18 protein-coding genes are annotated in these 17,938 nt (G+C 74.3%); 15 read left to right on the top strand and 3 right to left on the bottom strand.

Annotated features, from left to right (window positions below; all coding sequences use genetic code 11):
• Positions 1-20: 20 nt before the first annotated feature.
• From tsf to dxr, 7 genes are all read left to right on the top strand, one after another.
• Positions 21-866 carry a translation elongation factor Ts gene (gene tsf / locus OMK64_RS18430; RefSeq protein ID WP_272729817.1) on the top strand — a complete coding sequence of 282 codons (846 nt, stop codon included), beginning with the start codon at positions 21-23 and terminating at the stop codon, positions 864-866.
• Between the two features lie 151 nt (positions 867-1,017).
• Positions 1,018-1,761: a UMP kinase gene (gene pyrH / locus OMK64_RS18425; protein WP_272729816.1), complete on the top strand. Its 744-nt coding sequence runs from the start codon at positions 1,018-1,020 to the stop codon at positions 1,759-1,761.
• A gap of 54 nt (positions 1,762-1,815) precedes the next feature.
• Positions 1,816-2,373 carry a ribosome recycling factor gene (gene frr / locus OMK64_RS18420; protein WP_272729815.1) on the top strand — a complete coding sequence of 186 codons (558 nt, stop codon included), beginning with the start codon at positions 1,816-1,818 and terminating at the stop codon, positions 2,371-2,373.
• Entirely contained in the window at positions 2,373-3,221 is an 849-nt protein-coding gene (locus tag OMK64_RS18415) for a phosphatidate cytidylyltransferase (protein ID WP_272729814.1), read from the top strand. Before frr ends, OMK64_RS18415 begins: the two co-directional genes overlap by 1 nt.
• A 78-nt stretch (positions 3,222-3,299) precedes the next feature.
• Positions 3,300-4,424, top strand: a complete 1,125-nt coding sequence (gene rlmN, locus OMK64_RS18410) for a dual-specificity RNA methyltransferase RlmN (RefSeq protein WP_124343698.1) — start codon at positions 3,300-3,302, stop codon at positions 4,422-4,424.
• Positions 4,425-4,979, top strand: coding sequence for a DivIVA domain-containing protein (locus OMK64_RS18405; protein WP_272729813.1), 555 nt, complete (start codon positions 4,425-4,427; stop codon positions 4,977-4,979).
• A 100-nt stretch (positions 4,980-5,079) separates the two neighbouring features.
• Positions 5,080-6,243 (top strand): 1-deoxy-D-xylulose-5-phosphate reductoisomerase, encoded by a 1,164-nt coding sequence (gene dxr / locus OMK64_RS18400; RefSeq protein WP_272729812.1) that lies wholly within the window; start codon positions 5,080-5,082, stop codon positions 6,241-6,243.
• Here dxr and OMK64_RS18395 read toward each other — a convergent pair.
• The gene (locus OMK64_RS18395; protein WP_272729811.1) at positions 6,188-7,507 is read right to left on the bottom strand and encodes an NAD(P)/FAD-dependent oxidoreductase; all 1,320 of its coding nucleotides are present in this window, start codon (positions 7,505-7,507) and stop codon (positions 6,188-6,190) included. The genes dxr and OMK64_RS18395 overlap by 56 nt on opposite strands.
• A gap of 211 nt (positions 7,508-7,718) precedes the next feature.
• On the opposite strand from OMK64_RS18395, the gene OMK64_RS18390 reads away from it, so the two are divergent.
• The 3 genes from OMK64_RS18390 (at position 7,719) to OMK64_RS18380 (ending at position 11,304) form a co-directional block, all read left to right on the top strand.
• Positions 7,719-9,029, top strand: coding sequence for a M50 family metallopeptidase (locus OMK64_RS18390; RefSeq protein ID WP_272729810.1), 1,311 nt, complete (start codon positions 7,719-7,721; stop codon positions 9,027-9,029).
• 132 nt (positions 9,030-9,161) lie between these two features.
• A complete protein-coding gene (ispG, locus tag OMK64_RS18385) occupies positions 9,162-10,298 on the top strand; it encodes a flavodoxin-dependent (E)-4-hydroxy-3-methylbut-2-enyl-diphosphate synthase (RefSeq protein WP_202924371.1) in 1,137 nt (378 codons plus the stop codon).
• A 97-nt stretch (positions 10,299-10,395) separates the two neighbouring features.
• On the top strand, positions 10,396-11,304 hold the full coding sequence (locus tag OMK64_RS18380) for a GNAT family N-acetyltransferase (RefSeq protein ID WP_272729809.1): 909 nt from the start codon (positions 10,396-10,398) through the stop codon (positions 11,302-11,304).
• Between the two features lie 36 nt (positions 11,305-11,340).
• Here the strand turns inward: OMK64_RS18380 and OMK64_RS18375 are convergent, their stop codons facing one another.
• Positions 11,341-12,231 (bottom strand): Fpg/Nei family DNA glycosylase, encoded by an 891-nt coding sequence (locus OMK64_RS18375; RefSeq protein WP_272729808.1) that lies wholly within the window; start codon positions 12,229-12,231, stop codon positions 11,341-11,343.
• 80 nt (positions 12,232-12,311) lie between these two features.
• Here OMK64_RS18375 and OMK64_RS18370 point away from each other — a divergent pair, with 80 nt between their 5' ends.
• A complete protein-coding gene (locus tag OMK64_RS18370) occupies positions 12,312-14,105 on the top strand; it encodes a proline--tRNA ligase (RefSeq protein ID WP_272729807.1) in 1,794 nt (597 codons plus the stop codon).
• A gap of 112 nt (positions 14,106-14,217) precedes the next feature.
• Here the strand turns inward: OMK64_RS18370 and OMK64_RS18365 are convergent, their stop codons facing one another.
• A complete protein-coding gene (locus OMK64_RS18365; RefSeq protein WP_272729806.1) occupies positions 14,218-15,327 on the bottom strand; it encodes a DUF4439 domain-containing protein in 1,110 nt (369 codons plus the stop codon).
• Positions 15,328-15,467: 140 nt separating this feature from the next.
• Between OMK64_RS18365 and rimP the strand changes: the two genes are divergently transcribed.
• From rimP to OMK64_RS18345, 4 genes are all read left to right on the top strand, one after another.
• Entirely contained in the window at positions 15,468-16,049 is a 582-nt protein-coding gene (gene rimP, locus OMK64_RS18360) for a ribosome maturation factor RimP (RefSeq protein ID WP_272729805.1), read from the top strand.
• A 1-nt stretch (position 16,050) separates the two neighbouring features.
• Positions 16,051-17,124, top strand: coding sequence for a transcription termination factor NusA (gene nusA, locus OMK64_RS18355; protein WP_272729804.1), 1,074 nt, complete (start codon positions 16,051-16,053; stop codon positions 17,122-17,124).
• Positions 17,121-17,489 carry a YlxR family protein gene (locus OMK64_RS18350; RefSeq protein WP_272729803.1) on the top strand — a complete coding sequence of 123 codons (369 nt, stop codon included), beginning with the start codon at positions 17,121-17,123 and terminating at the stop codon, positions 17,487-17,489. The genes nusA and OMK64_RS18350 overlap by 4 nt, the downstream gene beginning before the upstream one ends.
• A 161-nt stretch (positions 17,490-17,650) precedes the next feature.
• Positions 17,651-17,899 (top strand): translation initiation factor IF-2 N-terminal domain-containing protein, encoded by a 249-nt coding sequence (locus OMK64_RS18345; RefSeq protein WP_374694118.1) that lies wholly within the window; start codon positions 17,651-17,653, stop codon positions 17,897-17,899.
• The last annotated feature ends 39 nt before the right edge of the window (positions 17,900-17,938 follow it).

Raw genomic sequence — 17,938 nt, 5'->3', positions numbered from 1 at the left:
TCGACCAGAACGGAACACTGATGGCGAACTACTCGCTCGCTGACATCAAGGCGCTGCGCGAGAAGACCGGCGCGGGCATGCTCGACGTCAAGAAGGCGCTCGAGGAGGCCGAGGGCGACTCGGACAAGGCGCTCGAGATCATCCGCGTGAAGGGCCTCAAGGGCGTCGGCAAGCGCGAGGGCCGCTCGGCCTCCGACGGTCTCGTCGCGGCGCACGTCGGCCCGACGGCGGACGGCGAGGGCCAGACGGGCGTGCTCGTCGAGGTCAACTCGGAGACGGACTTCGTCGCGAAGAGCCCGAACTTCGTCGCGCTGGCCGACCGCGTGCTCGCGGCGGCGGTCGACTCGGCCGCCCGCGACGCGGACGCGCTGCTCGCGACCGAGGTCGACGGCACGAGCGTGCAGTCGATCGTCGACGAGACCGCGGCGACCCTCGGGGAGCGCGTCGTCGTGCGCCGCCTGGCCCGCGTGGCCGGCGAGCACGTCGAGGTCTACCTGCACAAGGTCAACAAGGACCTGCCCCCGCAGGTCGGCGTCCTCGTGGCCACGGACAAGGCCGGGGCCGACGTCGCTCGCGACATCGCGACCCACATCGCCGCCTTCTCGCCGTCGTACCTGACGCGCGACGAGGTCCCGGCGGAGACGGTCGAGAACGAGCGCCGCATCGCCGAGGAGACGGCCCGCACCGAGGGCAAGCCCGAGGCTGCGCTGCCGAAGATCGTCGAGGGCCGCCTCAACGGCTTCTTCAAGGAGAACGTGCTGCTCGACCAGGCGTTCGCGAAGGACCCGAAGAAGTCGGTCGGCCAGGTCCTCACCGAGGCCGGCGGCACGCTCACCGGCTTCGTGCGCTACCGCGTGGGAGCCTGACGCCATGTGAGTCGACGGTGGCCCCGGCCCGGCAGGGTCGGGGCCACCGTCGCACCAGGGCCGTCGCGCCCGGCCGTGGGTCCCGCCCGCGCCACGCCGGGGACGGCCCGCACCCCGCACGCCCGCACCACCCACCCTCGATGGAGGCGCAGTGACCCAGGACCCGACCGCGACCGGCTCGGCCGCCCCTGCCCGGCGCGTGCTCCTCAAGCTCTCGGGTGAGACGTTCGGTGGTGGTGACGTCGGCCTCGCGGCGGACGTCGTGCAGCGGGTCGCGGCGGAGATCGCGGTCGCGGTGCGCTCGGGCGTGCAGGTCGCGATCGTCGTGGGCGGTGGCAACTTCTTCCGCGGTGCGGAGCTCTCGCAGCGCGGCATCGACCGGGCACGTGCCGACTACATGGGCATGCTCGGGACGGTGATGAACTGCCTGGCGCTCCAGGACTTCCTCGAGCAGGCCGGCGTGAGCACGCGCGTGCAGACGGCGATCGCGATGGGCCAGGTCGCGGAGCCGTACATCCCGCTGCGGGCGATCCGCCACCTCGAGAAGGGCCGCGTCGTGATCTTCGGCGCCGGCGCGGGGATGCCGTACTTCTCGACCGACACCGTGAGCGTGCAGCGCGCCCTGGAGACGCACTGCCAGGAGGTGCTCATGGGCAAGAACGGCGTCGACGGCGTCTACACGGCCGACCCGCGCAAGGACCCCGACGCCGTCAAGCTCGACCACCTCACCTACACCGACGCGCTGGTGGGCGACCTGGGCGTCATGGACGCGACGGCCCTGAGCCTGTGCCGCGACAACGACGTGGTGATGCGCGTCTTCGGGCTCGAGGAGCGGGGCAACGTCACGCGGGCCCTGCAGGGTGAGAAGATCGGCACGCTGGTCACGGCGAGCTGACGCACCGAGCCCGCACGCCAGACCCGACGACGACAGCAGCACGAAGGAGCAGCGGTGATCGACGAGACCCTCCTCGAGGCCGAGGAGAAGATGGACAAGGCGGTCGAGGTCGCCAAGGACGACTTCGCGACGATCCGCACCGGCCGGGCCAACGCGGCGATGTTCTCCAAGGTGTTCGTCGACTACTACGGCAGCCCGACGCCCCTGCAGCAGCTCGCGTCGTTCAACGTGACCGAGGCGCGCACGATCCTGGTCTCGCCGTTCGACAAGTCGTCGATGACGGCGATCGAGAAGGCGCTGCGCGACTCGGACCTGGGCGTGAACCCGACGAACGACGGCAACGTCATCCGTGTCGTGCTGCCCGCCCTCACGGAGGAGCGTCGCCGCGACTTCGTCAAGCTCGCGAAGGCGAAGGCCGAGGACGCCCGCGTGTCGGTGCGCTCGGTGCGCCGCAAGGCCAAGGAGGAGCTCGACCGCATCGTCAAGGACGGCGAGGCGGGCGAGGACGAGGTCGTGCGCGCCGAGAAGGAGCTCGAGGGCCTCACGAAGAAGCACGTCGAGACCATCGACCACCTGCTCGCCTCCAAGGAGAGCGAGCTCCTCGAGGTCTGATGACGGAGAACAGCACCATCGCCGCGCCGAAGACGCTCCGGCCGGGCCGCGACCTCCCGGTCGCGGTCGTGGTCGGCGTCACCCTGCTCGTCGGCGTCGTCGCGTCGCTGTTCATCCGCAAGGAGATCTTCGGCGTCGTCGCGATCGTGGCGGTCTGCGCGGCGCTGTGGGAGCTCGCGCACGCCTTCGCACGCCGCAACATCCACCTGCCGCTGCTCCCGCTGCTGGTCGGGGCGGTCGGCACGCTCGTGTCGGCGTACCTCGCCGGCCCGGAGGCGCTCTTCGTCGCGTTCATGCTGACGGTCGGCGGCGTCGTCGTCTGGCGGGTGCTGGACGGCAGCGGCGAGGCGGCGCTGCGCGACGCGAGCGCGGGCGCGTTCGCGGCCGCCTACCTGCCGTTCCTGGCGGGCTTCGCGATGCTGCTCCTCGCGGAGCCCGACGGGCCGGCGCGCGTGCTGCTGTTCATCCTCATGGTCGTCGCGAGCGACACCGGGGGGTATGCGGTCGGGGTGCTGCTCGGGCGGCACCCGCTGGCGCCCTCGGTCAGCCCGAACAAGACGTGGGAGGGCTTGCTCGGCTCGGTCGTCCTGGCGAGTGTCGTCGGTGTCGTCGGGGTGCAGGCCGCGTTCGGCGGCGAACCGCTCGTGGGCGTCGTCATGGGTCTCGCGACCGTCGTGACGGCGACGCTCGGGGACCTCGCCGAGTCGATGCTCAAGCGCGACCTCGAGCTCAAGGACATGGGTCGGCTCATCCCCGGCCACGGCGGAATCCTCGACCGGCTCGACTCGTTGCTCCTCACGGCGCCCGCCGCCTACGTCATCCTCGCGGTGCTGCAGCCGGCCGGCTGACGGGCACACGACGCGCCCGCGGCCCCGGCCGCTCGCCGTACCACACGTCCCACCGAACCTGAGAAGGGGGTGCCCCGCATGACCGGTACACCCGTGCGCCTGGACCTGTCCTCGCCGACCCGCGGACCGCGGGGCAAGCCGCCGAAGCACTTCGTCGACCTCACGCCCGAGCAGCGGGTCGAGGCCGTCGCCGAGCTGGGCGAGAAGCCGTTCCGCGCCAAGCAGCTCGCGACGCACTACTTCACGCACCTGACGAACGACCCGGCGCAGATGACGGACCTGCCCAAGGCGACGCGCGACAAGCTCGTCGAGGGGCTGTTCCCGACGCTGCTCACGGCGCACCGCACGCTGACCGCGGACCAGGGCACGACCGTCAAGACGCTGTGGCACCTGTTCGACGGCGCCAAGGTCGAGTCCGTCCTCATGCGGTACGCGAACCGCACCACGCTGTGCATCTCGAGCCAGGCGGGGTGCGGGCTCGCGTGCGCGTTCTGCGCGACGGGCCAGCTGGGCCTCACGCGCAACCTGTCGACGGCGGAGATCGTCGAGCAGGTGCGCGCCGCGGCGCGGTCGCTCGCGGACGGCGAGGTGCCGGGCGGCCCGACGCGCCTGACGAATGTCGTGTTCATGGGCATGGGCGAGCCGCTCGCCAACTACAAGGCCGTCATGGAGACCGTGCGCCGGCTGGTCGCGCCCACGCCGGACGGCCTCGGCATGTCGGCGCGCAACGTCACGGTGTCGACCGTCGGCATGGTCCCGGCTATGGACCGGCTCGCGAACGAGGGCATCCCCGTGACGCTCGCTCTGTCGCTGCACGCCCCGGACGACGAGCTGCGCAGCGAGCTCGTACCGGTCAACACGCGCTGGAGCGTCGACGAGGCGATCGACTCGGCGCACCGCTACTTCGAGAAGACCGGCCGCCGTGTCTCGATCGAGTACGCCCTGATCCGGGACGTGAACGACCACGCGTGGCGCGCCGACCTGCTCGGCGAGAAGCTCGCGGCGCGCGGCAAGGGCTGGGTGCACTGCAACCCGATCCCGCTCAACCCGGTGCCGAACTCGCGGTGGACGGCGAGCGATCCCGAGGTGGAGCGCGAGTTCGTGGCACGCTTGCGTGCGCACGGCATCCCGACCACCATCCGGGACACGCGCGGCAGCGAGATCGACGGGGCGTGCGGACAGCTCGCCGCGGAGGAGGACTGAGTGAGCGACGGCATGTTCCGGACCGTCTCCGGCCTGAAGCAGGGCTACGACCCGGACGAGGTCGACGACTTCTTCACGCACGCGCGCCAGGTCTACGAGTCGGGCCCGTCGTCGGGCCTGTCGAGCAAGGACGTGCGCGGGGTCGCGTTCGACATGGTGCGCGGCGGCTACGTGACCGCGGCCGTCGACGCGGCGCTCGACCGGCTCGAGCAGGCGTTCGTCGCGCGGCAGCGCGCGGAGTTCGTCCAGCGCAACGGCCAGGACGCGTGGATGGCGAAGCTCAGCGAGCAGGCGCGGACGCTCTACGGGCGGCTGTCGCGGCCGGACGGCGACCGGTTCGCCCCGCCGGAGGGGCGTCAGCAGGGCTACGAGCCCGCCGACGTCGACGCGCTGTGCCACCGGCTCGTCGCGTACTTCGACAAGGGCACGCCGCTGTCGGCCGCCGAGGTCCGGGCGGCGACGTTCCGCAGCCGGCGCGGCCGCAACGCCTACGCCGAGCCGTCGGTGGACGCGTTCCTGGCGCGGGCGGTCGAGGTGCTGCTCGGCGTCGAGTGACGCGAGCGGTTCGTCGGGTCGTCGCCGGACGCCGCTCGTCGGACGCGGTGGCCGACGCGCCGTGTCACCTCGAGGTCCGCGCGTCCGGGAGGATGAGCGCGTGAGTGAGCGCAGCGTCGTCATCCTCGGCTCCACCGGGTCGATCGGCACCCAGGCGATCGACGTCGTCCGCCGCAACCCGGACCGGTTCCGCGTCGTCGGCCTGAGCGCGGGGGGCCGTGACGTCGCGACCGTCGCGCAGCAGGCCCGTGACCTGGGGGTGGAGACGGTCGCCGTCGCGGACCCGTCGGCGGGGGCGCCGCTGCGCGCCGCGCTCGAGGGCACGGATGTCGAGGTGCTCGCGGGTGCCGACGCGTCCAGCGACCTCGCGGGCCGCGGCGCGGACGTCGTGCTGAACGGGATCACGGGGTCGGTCGGGCTCGGCCCGACGCTCGCGGCGCTCCGCGCGGGCAGCACGCTCGCGCTCGCCAACAAGGAGTCGCTCGTCGTGGGCGGCGCGCTCGTGCACGCGGCCCGCGTGCGACCCGACCAGATCGTGCCGGTCGACTCCGAGCACTCGGCCATCGCGCAGTCCCTGCGCGGAGGCGCGCGCGACGAGGTGCGCCGCATCGTCCTGACCGCGTCCGGCGGGCCGTTCCGCGGCTGGTCCCTCGACGACGTCAAGGCCGTGACGGCGACGCAGGCGCTCGCGCACCCGACGTGGTCGATGGGCCCGGTCGTGACGGTCAACTCGGCGACGCTCATGAACAAGGGCCTCGAGCTCATCGAGGCGCACCTGCTGTTCGGCGTGCCGGTCGACGACATCACGGTCGTCGTCCACCCGCAGTCCGTCGTGCACTCGATGGTCGAGTTCGTCGACGGCTCGACGATCGCGCAGGCGTCGCCCCCGGACATGCGCCTGCCGATCGCGCTCGGCCTGTCGTGGCCCGACCGCGTCCCGCTCGTCGCACCGCCGTGCGACTGGACGACGGCGACCGCGTGGACGTTCGAGCCCCTCGACGAGGAGGTGTTCGGCGCGGTGCGGCTCGCGCGAGAGGCGGTCGCCGCGTCGGCGACGCACCCGGCGGTCTACAACGCCGCGAACGAGGAGTGCGTGGACGCGTTCCTCGCGGGGCGGATCGGCTTCCTCGACATCGTGTCCACTGTCGAGCGCGTGCTCGGCGAGCACGACGGCACGGCCCCCGACGCGCTGTCGCTGGACGCGGTCCTCAGCGCCGAGCGGTGGGCGCGGACGCGCGCGCACGAGGTGCTCGCGCGGCGCTGACCCGCGCGACCGCGTTGCCGAGCACCCGCACGGGAGCCAGCGGCCACGCGGGGGAGCGGTGCCCGACCCACGGCAGCCGGACCAGCGGGCCGCCCGCGCCGGTGACGAGGTCGGCGAGCGTGCGCCCGGCGAGGTTCGCCGCGGCGGCGCCGTCGAGGCCCAGCCCGCGGACCCAGCCGATCCCGTCGGTGTCGAGGCCGACCGACGGGTGCCCGTCGCGCGTCGCCCCGACGGTCGCGCGCCAGCGGTGGGTCAGCGGGGTGCCGTCGAGCACGGGGAACAGGTCGAGGAGCGTGTCCCGCAGCCGTCCGGCGGCGCGATCCTCGTCCGGCGCGGGCCACGACGGCTCGGCGGTCGAGAGGACCACCAGCCGGTCGTCGGCCGTGCGCTCGCCGCGCACGTGGCCGGCGTCGTCGGCGAACGTCTGCGCGCGCGGCAGCCCGACCGCCTCCCACTGCTCGGGCGTGAGGGGCGCGGTCGCGACCGCGACGGCGTGCCGCGGCACCACGGCGCGGTGGTCACCGGACGAGAGCGCGGGCCCCGCCCCGGTCGCCACGACCGTCCAGCGGGTGCGCACCGTGCCGCGGTCGGTCGCGACCGCCCGGGGGGATACCCGCAGCGCGCGGGTGCGCTCGACGACGCGCCCGCCGCGGGAGCGCACGACGTCACGCAGTCCGTGGGCGAGCGCGGCGGGCTGCACACGAGCGCAGTCCGGGCTGTAGGCACCCGCGAGCACGCCGGCCGCGCGGACGTGCTCCGCGACCTCGTCGGCCGCGAGCAGGTGCACGTCGTCCTCGAGGTCCGCCGCCACCTGCACGTGCTCGGCGACGCGCTGCACGTCGGACGGGGTCCGCGCGAGCAGCACCGAGCCGCCGTACGCGAAGCCGCAGTCGACCTGCTCGGCGGCGGCCGCACCCCCGACCTCGACGACGGCGTCGCGCAGCGCCGCACGCAGCGCGCGCGCCCCTGCCAGGCCGTGCCGGCGGATGAGCTCCTCGCCCGGCACGCCGAGGTCGGCCGAGCACCATCCCGAGCCGTGCCCGGTCGCGCCGGCGCCGGCGACGTCCGCCTCGACGACGAGCACGTCGAGCGACGGGTCGGCCTCGAGCAGGTAGTACGCGGTCCACAGCCCGGCGAGACCCGCACCCACGACGACGACGTCCGCCCGGTCGTCACCGTCGAGCGGCTCGAGCGGGTGGAGCGCCGTCGGGTCGTCGGCGCGCAGCTGGTCGAGCCACAGCGAGGGGGTGCGAGCGGTCGCCATGCCGGGACCGTAGTGGTCGACGGCCCGTGCGGACACCCGACACGACGCGGCCGTCGACCGGTGCCGGTGCGCCGGTCGGGTGGTCCGCACGCCGGTCCACGGTCCTGTCAGCGGACTCCCAGCCGGACGCGCGATGATGGGCGCCTGCCCGGGCAGCGACCGGGCCCGTCCGCGCGCGTGCGGACGTCTCGCGTGGAGGTGTGGGGACCGCATGGAGTTCCTGGTCGGCGTGCTGATCGTCGTGGTCGTGCTGCTGCTGTCGATCGCGCTGCACGAGGTCGGGCACCTCGTGCCCGCCAAGCGGTTCGGCGTGCGCGTGAGCCACTACATGGTCGGGTTCGGCCCGACGCTGTGGTCGCGCACGAAGGGCGAGACGGAGTACGGGCTCAAGGCGATCCCGCTGGGCGGCTTCGTCCGGCTGGTCGGCATGTACCCGCCCGACGAGGCCGTCGGCAACCCGCCCGCGCGCACGTGGATCGGACGCCTCGCGCGCGACGCCCGGCAGGCGAGCGCCGAGGAGATCCGGCCGGGCGAGGACCACCGGGCGTTCTACCGGCTCTCGACGCCCAAGAAGCTCGTCGTGATGCTCGGCGGGCCCGTCATGAACCTGCTCATCGCGGTCGTCCTCATGGTCGTGGTGCTCGTCGGCATCGGCATCCCGTCCGGCCAGAGCACGACGCTCGAGTCGGTCTCGCAGTGCGTCATCCCCGCCGACGCGCCGGCCGACCGGGCCTGCACGGACGGCGACGAGCCCGCGCCCGGCGCCGCGGCCGGTCTGCGGCCGGGGGACACCGTGGTGTCCTACGACGGCACCGCGGTCGAGTCGTGGGAGCAGCTGACCGACCTGATCCGGGCGACCGGCGGCGAGAGCGTCCCGGTCGTCGTCGAGCGCGACGGCGAGCAGGTCACGCTGACCGTCACGCCCGTCGTCGCCGAGCGGCCCGTCATCGGCGAGGACGGCGGCCCCGTCCTCGACGCGGACGGCCAGATGAAGACGGTCCCCGCCGGGTTCCTCGGCGTGACCGCGGCGGAGTCCATCGAGCGGCAGCCGTGGAACGAGGCGCCGGAGGCGGTCGCGTCCGCGACGTGGCAGACCGTCACGGTCGTCGCGACCCTGCCCACGAAGGTCGCGGACCTCGCGCAGTCGACGTTCGGGAACGAGGAGCGCGACCAGAACAGCATCGTCGGCGTCGTGGGCATCGCCCGGTTCGGCGGCGAGATCGGCGCCGCCGACCTCCCGTTCTCGGTGAAGATCGCCGGCTGGCTCCAGATGCTCGCGATGCTCAACGTGGCGCTGTTCGTCTTCAACCTCATCCCGCTGCCCCCGCTCGACGGCGGCCACGTCGCGGCGGCCCTCTGGGAGGGCGCGCGCCGGCAGGTCGCGCGCCTGCGCGGTCAGCCGCGACCCGGGCCGTTCGACGCGGCGAAGCTCGTCCCGCTCGCGTACACCGTGTTCATCGTGCTCGGCGCCGTCGGACTGCTGCTGGTCTACGCCGACATCGTGAACCCGATCACCATCTGACCTGCGCGGACCCGGCGCACCGCCGCGCGCGGCGCAGGTTCCGTGCGGGTTGTGTGGCGTCCGTCGCTCGGGCCCGGTCCGGGCGTGCGACGGTGCGATGATGGGGGCGTGAGCACCCCGATCAGCCTCGGAATGCCGGCTGCGCCCGCCCCCGTCCTGGCGCCCCGGCGGGCCTCCCGCAAGATCCGCGTCGGCAAGGTCGAGGTCGGTGGCGACGCCCCGATCAGCGTCCAGTCGATGACCACGACGCCGACGACCGACATCAACGCGACCCTCCAGCAGATCGCCGCCCTCACGGCGTCCGGCTGCGACATCGTCCGTGTCGCCGTGCCCAGCCAGGACGACGCCGACGCGCTGCCCGCGATCGCCCGCAAGTCGCAGATCCCCGTCATCGCCGACATCCACTTCCAGCCGAAGTACGTGTTCGCCGCGATCGACGCGGGCTGCGCGGCCGTGCGCGTGAACCCCGGCAACATCCGCAAGTTCGACGACCAGGTCAAGGAGATCGCGCGCGCCGCGTCCGACGCCGGGGTCTCGCTGCGGATCGGCGTGAACGCGGGCTCGCTCGACCCGCGGCTGCTTGCCAAGTACGGCAAGGCCACCCCCGAGGCGCTCGTTGAGTCGGCCGTGTGGGAGGCGTCGCTGTTCGAGGAGCACGGCTTCCACGACTTCAAGATCTCCGTCAAGCACAACGACCCGGTCGTCATGGTGCGCGCGTACGAGCTGCTCGCCGAGGCCGGCGACTGGCCGCTGCACCTCGGCGTGACCGAGGCCGGACCGGCGTTCCAGGGCACGATCAAGTCGGCGACCGCGTTCGGCGCGCTGCTCAGCAAGGGCATCGGCGACACGATCCGCGTCTCCCTGTCGGCCCCTCCCGTCGAGGAGGTCAAGGTCGGCATCCAGATCCTGCAGGCGCTCAACCTGCGGCCCCGCAAGCTCGAGATCGTGTCGTGCCCCTCGTGCGGTCGCGCGCAGGTCGACGTCTACACGCTCGCCGAGAAGGTCACCGCGGGTCTCGAGGGCATGGAGGTGCCGCTGCGCGTCGCAGTCATGGGCTGCGTCGTCAACGGCCCCGGCGAGGCGCGCGAGGCCGACCTCGGCGTCGCGTCCGGCAACGGCAAGGGCCAGATCTTCGTCAAGGGCGAGGTCATCAAGACCGTCCCCGAGTCGCTCATCGTCGAGACGCTCATCGAGGAGGCCATGCGCCTCGCCGAGACGATGGACCCGGTCGAGGCGGGCCAGGGCAGCCCGACCGTCTCCGTCGGCTGACCCCCCGCGGGTCGGGACGCGCCGCCCCGCGTCCCGGGAGGGGGATGCGCGGTCGGACGACGGGTCGGGTCGCCGTCCGTGGTGCACAATCCGTGTCATGGGTTCTCGCCGCGCGATGCTGCTCGACGAGCGGGCAGGGGGACGCGTCCTGGCGGACGTCGACCTGCGTGCCGCGCTCGCCGTCTGCGCGCTCGACCCCGTCGCCGCCGTCCTCGCGACCGCACGCCTCGAGCAGGCCGTCGCGGGCGGGCTGCGCTCCGCGGGCGGGACGCTGTGGGGCTACGAGCACGACGGGGCGTTGCGCGCCGTCTGCTGGGCGGGCGCGAACATCGTCCCCGTCGTCCCGACCGACGACCCCCGGCTCGCCGCACCCGCCCTCGACGCGTTCGCCGCGCTCGCCCGCGCGCAGGGGCGGCGCTGCTCGTCGATCGTCGGCACCGCCGACATGGTCCTCGGCCTCTGGGAGCGGCTGAGCCGCACCTGGCCGGCCGCGCGCGAGGTCCGGGCGGAGCAGCCCTCGATGGTGATCGACCACGAGCCGCTGATCGCCCCCGACCCGACCGTCCGGCGCTCGCGCGTCGAGGAGTACGACCTCGTCCTCCCGGCGTGCATCCGGATGTTCACCGAGGAGGTCGGCTACTCGCCGGCGGGCGGGCCCGGCGGCCCGTACGAGACCCGCGTGCGCGGCCTCATCGGGTCCGGTCGCTCGTTCGTGCGCGTCGAGCACGAGGACGGCCGGCGAGGCCCGCGCGACACCATCGTCTTCAAGGCCGAGCTCGGGGCCGTCGCCGGCGGGGTCGCGCAGGTGCAGGGCGTCTGGGTCACGCCCGAGCGGCGCGGCGAAGGGCTGTCCGAGGCGGGCATGGCGGCCGTCGTCCAGCTCGCCCGGTCGGCCGAGACGCCGGTCGTGTCGCTCTACGTCAACGGCTACAACCACCGGGCGCTCGCGGCCTATCGCGCGGTCGGCTTCCGGCAGGTCGGCACGTACGCGACCGTGCTGTTCTGACGCTGTCCTGACGTCGACGACGCCCGGTGGCGGGCCTCAGCGCAGCAGGCGCGACATCCGCCGGTCCGCGAGCGGCTTGCCGCCCGTCTGGCACGTCGGGCAGTACTGCAGCGACGAGTCGGCGAACGAGACCTCGTGCACCGTGTCCCCGCACGGCACGCCGTCCCACCCCGGGCAGGGCTCGCCCGTGCGGCCGTGCACGCGCATGCCGCGCCGCTTCGCGTCCTTGAGCTCCGCCGCGGGCCGGCCCGACGCTGCGGCGACGGCGTCGGTGAGCACCTGGCGGATCGCGACCCACAGCGTCGCCGTGCGGTCCGCGTCGAACGAGCGGGTCGGGGCGAACGGGCTCATCCGCGCGGCGTGCAGGATCTCGTCCGAGTAGGCGTTGCCGATCCCGGCGATCGTGCCCTGGTCGCGCAGGAGGCCCTTGACCTGCTGGTTGCGGGCCGCGAGCAGCTCCGCGAGCCGGTCTTCCGTGAACTCGTCGGAGAGCGGCTCGACGCCGAGGGTTGCGATCTGCGGGACCTCGGCGGGGTCCTCGACGACGTGCACGGCCAGCCGCTTGCGCGTGCCCGCCTCGGTCAGGTCGAAGCCCGAGCCGTCGTCGAGCCGCACGCGCAGCGCGATCGGCGACTTCCCCGGGCGGACAGGACGCGGCGAGAGCTCGTCGGACCAGCGCACCCAGCCCGCGCGCGACAGGTGCCACACGAGGTGCAGCGGCTCGCCGGTCGACGTCGCGACCATGAGGTCGAGCCACTTGCCGTGCCGCGTCACGTCGACGACCGCGCCGCCGACGAGCGCGTCGGGCGGCGGGCGGAACGTCTTGAGCGCGCTGATCGCGCCGACCTCGACGCCGGACACGGCACGGTCCACGGCGCGCCCGCGCAGGAACTGCGCGAGCGCCTCGACCTCGGGCAGCTCGGGCACCCGCCCATCCTGGCGGAGACCGCCCACACCGCGACAGCGGGCGCACGGGCGACCCCGCGGCGACCACTAGGCTCGCCCCCATGCTGTTGCGCCTGTCCACGCTCTTCGTCCGCACGTTGCGGGAGGACCCCGCCGACGCCGAGGTCGCGAGCCACAAGCTGCTCGTCCGCGCCGGCTACATCCGTCGCGCCGCCCCCGGCATCTACACGTGGCTGCCGCTGGGCCTGCGCGTGCTGGCGAAGGTCGAGGCGGTCGTCCGCGAGGAGATGGCCGCGGCGGGTGCGCAGGAGGTGCACTTCCCGGCGCTGCTGCCCAAGGAGCCGTACGAGGCGACGGGCCGGTGGACCGAGTACGGCCCGAACATCTTCCGGCTGAAGGACCGCAAGGGCGGCGACTACCTGCTCGCGCCCACGCACGAGGAGATGTTCACGCTCCTCGTCAAGGACCTGTACTCGTCGTACAAGGACCTGCCGCTCGCGCTCTTCCAGATCCAGACGAAGTACCGCGACGAGGCACGCCCGCGCGCCGGCCTCATCCGGGGCCGCGAGTTCGTCATGAAGGACGCCTACTCCTTCGACGTCGACGACGCAGGGCTCGACGCGTCGTACGCCGCGCAGCGCGCGGCCTACCAGCGGATCTTCGACCGGCTGGGCCTGGAGTACGTGATCGTCGCCGCCACCTCGGGTGCGATGGGCGGCTCGCGGTCGGAGGAGTTCCTCACGCCGACCGCGATCGGCGAGGACACGTTCGTGCGGTCCGCGGGCGGGTACGCCGCGAACGTCGAGGCCGTGACGACCGTCGCGCCGCCCGCGCTCGACTGGTCCGACGCGCCCGCCGCGCACGTCGAGGACACGCCCGACACCCCGACGATCGAGTCGCTCGTGGCGCACGCCAACGCGCACCAGCCGCGCCCCGACCGCGCGTGGACCGCGGCCGACACGCTCAAGAACGTCGTCCTCGCGCTCGTCCACCCGACAGGGGAGCGCGAGCTGCTCGTCGTCGGCCTGCCGGGCGACCGCGAGGTCGACCTCAAGCGCCTCGAGGCCGGGCTCGCGCCCGCCGAGGTCGAGGCCGCGGGCGAGGCCGACTTCGCCGCGCACCCTGAGCTGGTCAAGGGCTACATCGGTCCGGGCGTGCTCGGCCCGAACGTGCCCGTGGCCGACGGTGCCGAGAGGACCACCGTGCGCTACCTGCTCGACCCGCGCGTCGTCGACGGCACGCGGTGGATCACCGGCGCGAACGAGCCCGGGCGGCACGTCTTCGACCTCGTCGCCGGGCGGGACTTCACGGCCGACGGCACCGTCGAGGCCGCCGAGGTCCGCGCGGGCGACCCCGCTCCCGACGGTTCGGGCCCGCTCGAGCTCGCGCGCGGCATCGAGATCGGCCACATCTTCCAGCTGGGCCGCAAGTACGCGCAGGCGCTCGGCCTCACGGTCCTCGACCAGAACGGCAAGGCGCAGGTCGTGACGATGGGCTCGTACGGCATCGGCGTGACCCGCGTGCTGGCCGCGCTGGCCGAGGCGAACCACGACGACCGCGGTCTCGCGTGGCCCGCGCACGTCGCACCCGCGCACGTGCACGTGGTCGCGACGGGCAAGGACGCGACGGTCTTCGACGCCGCCGACGAGATCGCGCGCGAGCTCTCCGGGCGGGGGATCGAGGTCCTCTACGACGACCGGCCCAAGGTGTCGCCCGGCGTGAAGTTCGCCGACGCCGAGCTGCTCGGCGTGCCGCTCGTCGTCGTCGTCGGGCGCGGGCTCGCCGAGGGGGTCGTCGAGGTGCGTCCGCGCGCCGGGGGCGACGCGCAGCAGGTGCCTGTTGCGGACGTCGTCGAGCACGTCGCCGCCCGCGTCCGCGAGCTGCTCGCCGACTGACGGTCCGGGGCGCGGCGGACGTCGGCCCGCGGCCTGCGTCTGCCCGCTGTCGGCGGGGAGAGCGGCTCGGCCGCATCAGCCGGCCGTCGGCGTGGGGAGCGGGTCGGCCGCGTCAGCCCGCCGTCGGTGCGGGAAGCGGCTCGGCCGCGAGCTCGGGCATGCCCGGGAACGCGACCGGCGTCGCGCCCCATGCGCGCGCCTGACGCGTCGCGTCGGCGAGCCCGGTGAGCAGCTCGGCTCGGGCACCCGCGTCGGCAGACGCGACGAGCGTCGCGTAGGTGTCGGCGACCGCGGACTCGGCGCCGCGCGCGACGCCGGTCGCGACCGTCGGGTCGTCGAGGCCCGCGGGAAGCGCGTACGCGACCCGACGCGGGTCGTCGAGCTGTCCGGCGGTTCCCGCGGCGGTCGCCCACCGCGTCGCCGCGTCCCGGTGCGCGGCGGCGGCCTGGCGCGCGAGCGTGCGCGCGTCGCCGTCGAGCTTCGCGGCGACGACCTCGAGCGCGTACCCGGCCTCGTCGTGCGCGAGCGTGAGGGCGTGGAGGTCGGCGCGGTCGAGCCCCGCGGGGGCCGGGTCCTCGCCGGTCGTCGCGCCGGCGGTGGGGGTCGCCGACGGTGTCGGCGGTCCGTCGGTGCCGTCCTCAAGCGAGCTGGTGCCGTCGGCCCGGAGCGCGATCTCGGGTGCCGGGAGCCCCAGCGCCGTCGCGAGCCGTCCGGCCAGGTCGGTCCGGGAGGTCGCGACGGAACCGACCAGGCGCGCGAGCGGCCCGTCGGGGACGGAGTCCGCGTCGGCCAGCGCCGTCGCGGCGTCCTCGGCGAGCTCCGCCAGGACGGACTCGGCGGTCGGCGCCGGGGCGTCGGGCGTGCTGGTCGGTGACGCAGACGGCGTGGGCTCGGGCAGCCCGGAGTCGTACACCCCGCCGAGCTGCTCGGCGTGCAGCTCACCGAACGCGGCGACGTCGGACAGCACAGCCGCGACCGGTTCGGCGGGGGCGGTGTCGAGGAGCGTGCGCGCGTCCTGCGCGAGACCGAGCGCGTCGTCGACCGTGCGGCCGCGCACCTGCTCGACGGCGTCCGGGGACGGCTCGACGGGCGGGGGCGTCTCGAGCCGCAGACCGCAGCCGGTCAGGAGGGTCGCGACGGCCGCGACGACGACGAGCGCACCCGCCCTGCGGAGCGGCAGGGGCCGGCGGCGGGCGGGCGTCGGGTGGTTCGGTGCGCTCATCGCCGGTGATCCTCCCACGGCGAGGTGGCGCGTCGACGCCGCGACCGACGCGTGTGCGCGGACTCGTTACGCTGGTCCCACAACATCACAGGGTCGAGCCGCGTGCCGGTGACCCGTCGGAACCGACAGGAGGCCCTCCCATGGTCGCGCCAGCACCCGCCCAGCGGGTCCGGCAGGTCGTCGAACCGGCGGTGGCCGGGATCGGCCTCCTGCTGGAGGACGTCGAGGTGGCGAGGGCCGGGGCCCGGTCGGTGGTCCGCGTGGTCGTGGACGTCACCGAGGACGACGAGGGCGAGCTCGACCTGGACCGGGTCGCCGACGTGACGCGTGCCGTCTCCGACGCGCTCGACGCGCAGGACGTCGTGGCGGGGGAGTACACCCTCGAGGTGTCGAGCCCGGGCGTGTCGCGTCCGCTCACCGAGCGCCGGCACTTCGCCCGCGCGGTCGGGCGCTCGGTCACCGTGCGGCTCGTGGACGGCGGGACGGTCGCGGGCCGGCTGACGGCCGTGGAGCGCGGCACGACGGACGCCGACGACGCGGTCGTCGTGGTCCCGGTGACGCCGGGTGTGAAGGGCCGCCGGCCGAAGACGGGCGACCCCGTCCGGCTCCTGCTGACCGACGTGCGCGACGCGCGCGTCGAGGTGGACCTGAGCGGCCTCGGCCCTGTGGACGACGACGACGTGGCCGGCCCGGGTGCCGACGCCGCCGGACGGGAAGGCTGACATGGACATCGACATGCAGGCGCTGCGGCTGCTGGAGCGCGAGCGGGAGATCAGCCTGGACGTGCTCGTCTCGGCCATCGAGCAGGCGCTGCTCTCGGCCTACCACCGCACCCCGGGGTCGCACCTGCGGGCGCGTGTCGAGGTCGACCGCCGCAGCGGGCACGTGACGGTGTGGGCGCGCGAGCCGCAGCCCGTCGGCGAGGACGGCCGACCGGTCGAGGTCGACACCCCCGAGTTCGACGACACCCCCGACGGGTTCGGGCGCATCGCGACCGCGACGGCGCGCCAGGTGATCGTCCAGCGGCTGCGCGACGCCGAGGACGACCAGGTGCTCGGCACGTTCCGCGGCAAGGAGGGCGAGGTCCTCGGCGGCGTGATCCAGCAGGGGCGCGACCCGCGCACCGTGTTGGTCGACGTCGGCGGCACCGAGGCGGTCCTCCCGCAGCACGAGCAGGTGCCGGGCGAGGAGTACGTGCACGGCGACCGGCTGCGCGCGTACGTCATCGAGGTCGCCCGCGGCCCGCGCGGCCCGCAGGTCACGCTGTCGCGCACGCACCCGAACCTCGTGCGGCGGCTGTTCGCGCTCGAGGTGCCCGAGGTCGCTGACGGCACCGTCGAGATCACGGCGATCGCCCGCGAGGCGGGGCACCGCACGAAGATGGCGGTGCGCGCGACGGTCCCCGGCGTCAACGCGAAGGGCGCGTGCATCGGCCCGATGGGCGGCCGCGTCCGCGCGGTCATGGCCGAGCTGCACGGCGAGAAGATCGACATCGTCGACCACTCCGACGACCCGGCCGAGATGATCGCGCACGCGCTGTCGCCGGCCCGCGTGGTGTCGGTCACGGTCGTGGACGAGGCCGCCCGTGCCGCACGCGTCGTCGTGCCCGACTACCAGCTGTCGCTCGCGATCGGCAAGGAGGGGCAGAACGCCCGTCTGGCCGCGAAGCTGACCGGCTGGCGCATCGACATCCGGTCCGACGCCGAGGTCCCCGGGGCCGACGGCGGGGCCGCCGGCGGCGCGGCCCGGCACGACGCCGGCGAGGCTCCGCGGGGCGGCGCCGGTCAGCACCGGTGACGCGGAGGGGTAGACTGTCGACGGCTGGGCCGGATGCCCGGCTCTCCTCGCCGAGCAGGCGGACCCCCGACCCCGCACCCGTGGTGCCTGTCGTGGGACCGGTGCGCACGTGCGTGGGGTGCCGAGCGACCGGCCCGAGGTCAGCCCTGCTGAGGGTGGTCGCCCCCGCCACCGGTCCCGGAGTCCCGGAGCTGGTCGTGGACGTCGGTCGCCGGATGCCGGGCAGGGGAGCGTGGCTGCACCCCGATCGTGCCTGCCTCGAGCTCGCCGAACGCCGCAGGGCGTTCGGGCGGGCGCTGCGGCTGCCGGGTCCGCCCGGCACGCGCGCGGTCCACGAGCACCTCGAGCAGCAGCACGAGCAGTGAGCGTCACCGGGTCCCCCTGGTGACGTGGCCGATCGTCGAGAAGGAAGCGGGTTGGAAGCCGATGGCTACCCGATGAGCACGCACCGATGAGTACCCAGCGATGAGTACCCAGCACTAACGACGGTCCGACCCTGTCCGGGGCGGGCCAGGACAGGAGAGATGTGGCCAAGGTCCGCGTCTACGAGCTCGCCAAGGAGCTCGGAGTCGACAGCAAGACCCTCATGACCAAGCTGAACGAGCTCGGTGAGTTCGTCCGCTCGGCGAGCTCGACCATCGAGCCGCCCGTCGTGCGCAAGCTGCGCGACACCTACCCCGCAGGTGGCGGTGCCTCGGCACCCAAGGCCGCCGCGCACACGCGTCGGTCGCGGCGTCGCCGCGCCCCCTCGCCGGGGGAGGATCCCCGGCGATGAGCGCACCGAACCACCCGACGCCCGCCCGCCGCCCGCCCC

This window comes from Cellulomonas fimi, assembly GCF_028527925.1.
Taxonomy (GTDB): domain Bacteria; phylum Actinomycetota; class Actinomycetes; order Actinomycetales; family Cellulomonadaceae; genus Cellulomonas; species Cellulomonas fimi_C.
Note: the sequence above shows the minus strand (reverse complement) of the source record. Positions and strands in the feature narration are given on the sequence as shown.